1 protein-coding gene is annotated in these 3012 nt (G+C 76.1%); it reads right to left on the bottom strand.

Annotation, left to right across the window (positions count from 1 at the left end; genetic code table 11):
• A partial coding sequence (locus ABZ573_RS32415) for an SDR family NAD(P)-dependent oxidoreductase (RefSeq protein WP_358122909.1) occupies nt 1–2987 on the bottom strand: 2987 nt, incomplete at its 3' end.
• Nucleotides 2988–3012 lie beyond the last annotated feature (25 nt).

The raw sequence follows: 3012 nt of genomic DNA, 5'->3' as shown, positions 1-3012 counted from the left end.
TCCACATCAACCGCCGACAAACCCGCAGACGCAAGAGCCTGCCGAATCACCCGCTGCTGCGACGGACCGTTCGGCGCCGTCAACCCGTTCGACGCACCATCCTGATTCACCGCCGAACCGCGTACCACCGCCAGGATGCGACGCCCGTCGCGCCGCGCGTCCGACAGGCGCTGCACCACGAGCACGCCGACGCCCTCGCCCCACGCGGTGCCGTCCGCCGACTCGGCGAAGGCCTTGCAGCGGCCGTCCGCCGACAGCCCGCCCTGGCGGGAGAACTCGATGAAGGCACCCGGGGTGGCCATCACGGTGACGCCGCCGGCCAGGGCCAGGTCGCACTCGCCCGACCGCAGCGCCTGCACAGCCAGGTGCAACGCCACCAGCGACGACGAACACGCCGTGTCCACCGTCACCGCCGGGCCCTCGAAACCGAACGAGTACGCCACCCGGCCCGACAACACGCTCGCGGAGGCGCCGGTCGCACCGAATCCGGCGAGCGCCTCCCCGGCCTGGCGTACGACGGTCTCGTAGTCCTGCCCGTTCGTGCCGGCGAACACCCCGACCCGGTCGCCGCGCAGCGCGAGGGGCTCGATCCGGGCGTCCTCGAACGCCTCCCAGGCGACCTCCAGCAGCAGCCGCTGCTGCGGGTCCATGGCCAGCGCCTCGCGCGGCGAGATGCCGAAGAACTCCGCGTCGAAGCCACCCGCGTCGGCCAGGAAGGCCCCGCGCGAGACGTAGGAGTCGGTGCCGGCCAGGGACTCCAGGTCCCAGTGCCGGTTGGTCGGGAAGCCCGACATCGCGTCGGCGCCGGCCGTCAGCAGGTCCCAGAGCCCCTCCGGGGACTCGGCTCCGGCCGGGAAACGGCAGCCCATGCCGACGATGACGATCGGGTCGTCGCCCACGACGGGGCCGGTGGTGGCGAGGACGGGCAGCGCCTGCCCGCCGAGCAGTTCGGCGTGGATGTGGCCGGCCAGGGCCGCCGAGTTCGGGTAGTCGAAGGCGAGCGTGGTCGGCAGCGCGAGGCCGGTCGCGGCGTCGAGCCGGTTGCGCAGCTCGACCGCCGCCAGCGACGTGAAGCCGAGGTCCTGGAAGGCCCGGTCCGGTGCCACCCGCTCGGCGGACTCGTGGCCCAGCACGGCCGCGACCTCGGCACGCACGAGCTCGCCGAGGGCGCGCAGCTGCTCCGCACCGGACATTCCCGCCAGGCGGAGGCGCAGGTCGGCCGCCGGCACGGGGGCGTCGGCTGCCCCCGCCGCGCCGGCCTCGGCCAGCAGGTCGCGGACCAGCGGGTGCGGGCGCCGACCGCCGGCGGCGGCAACCCGGGCCCAGTCGATGTCGGCCACCACGAGGTACGTCTCGTCGCGGTCCAGCGCCCGGGTGAGGGCGCGTACGGCCGTCTCCGGTGCCATCGCGCCGAAGCCGGTGCGGCTCAGCCGCTGCTCGAACTCACCGGCGCTCACCCCGCCGTCGGCCCACAGGCCCCAGGCGAGCGAGGTCGCCGGCAGCCCCTCCGCGCGACGCCGCTGCGCCAGCGCGTCGAGGAAGGCGTTGCCCGGCGCGTAGGTGGTCTGCCCGGCGGCGCCCATGAGGCCGGCGAGGGAGGAGAAGAGGACGAAGGCGGAGAGGTCGGTGCCCCGGGTCAGCTCGTCCAGGTTGCGCGCGGCGTCGACCTTCGCCCGCAGGGCGGTGGCCAGCTGGTCGACGCCGACGGCGTCGACGACGTTGTCGTCGAGGGCGGCGGCGGTGTGCACGACGGCGCTCAGCGGAAGCTCGGCGGGGATCGAGTCGAGCAGCGCCGCGAGCGCGGCCCGGTCGGCCACGTCGCAGGACGCGAGGGTGACCCGGGTGCCGAGCCCGGCGAGTTCCTCGGCGAGGGCGGTCGCGCCGGGCGCCTCGCCACCCCGCCGGCTGACCAGCAGGAGGTGTTCGGCTCCTTCGGCGGCCAGCGTGCGGGCGACGTGTCCCCCGAGCGCCCCGGTGCCGCCGGTGATCAGCACCGTGCCGCGCGGCGTCCAGGAACGGCGCGCACCGGTGTCGCCGTACGTCGCACGAACGAGCCGGCGGGCGTGGCCGCCGGTACCGCGGAGGGCGACCTCGTCCTCCTGACCGGTGCCGGCGATCAGCGTCCGGAGCATGCGCACGACGCCGTGGTCGGGCTGCTCGGGGACGTCGACGAGCCCGCCCCACCGGTGCGGGTGCTCGGCGCGCAGCACGCTGCCGAAGCCCCACGCCATGGCCTGCACGGGGTCGACGTGCCGGTCCCGGGACCCGACGGAGACCGCGCCGCGGGTGACGATCCAGAGCCGGGCGGTGATCCCGGCGTCCCCGAGGGCCTGCGCGAGCGCGACCGTGCCGGCGAGGCCCGTCGGCACGGAGGCGGCCCCGGCGTACGGCCGGGTGTCGAGGGCCAGCAGGGAGAGTACGGGCAGCACGTCCCCGTCGCGGCCGGCCGACGCCTCGGCGAGGTCGTGGGCGAGCCGCTTGCGGTCGCACGCGGCGTCGACCTCGACGATCCGCCCGCCGGCGGCGCCGAGGGCGGCGGCCCAGTCCGTCACGGCCGCGTCGGCGTCGGCCGGTACGACGAGCAGGAAGTCGGTCGCCTCGGCGCGGGCGGCGTCGTCCGCGAGCGGCTGCCAGGCCACCCGGTAGCGCCAGGAGTCGAGGGCCGCTTCGGCGTCCCGGCGGCGTCGCCAGGTGGACAGCGCCGGCAGCACGTCCGCGAGCGGGGCGTCGGCGTCGACGGCCAGGCTCTCGGCGAGGGTCGTCAGGTCCTCCGCCTCGATCGCCCGCCAGAAGTCCTCGTCGGCGGCGGTACGCCGGGCGGCGGGGGGACGGTAGGACCGCGTCGCGGCATTGATCCAGTAACGTCGATGGTCGAAGGCGTACGTGGGCAGGTCGACCACGCCCGGCCGGGCGCCGGCCTGACCGTGGTAGGCAGCCCAGTCGACCGGCACACCCGCCACCCACAACTGCCCCAACGCCGCCGTCACCGCGGCGACCTCCGACTGGTCCCGC

The sequence above is a fragment of the Micromonospora sp. NPDC007220 genome, from assembly GCF_040634035.1.
GTDB lineage: Bacteria > Actinomycetota > Actinomycetes > Mycobacteriales > Micromonosporaceae > Micromonospora > Micromonospora reichwaldensis.
The sequence above is the reverse complement of the archived record's forward strand: the minus strand, read 5'-3'. Positions and strand labels throughout refer to the sequence as shown.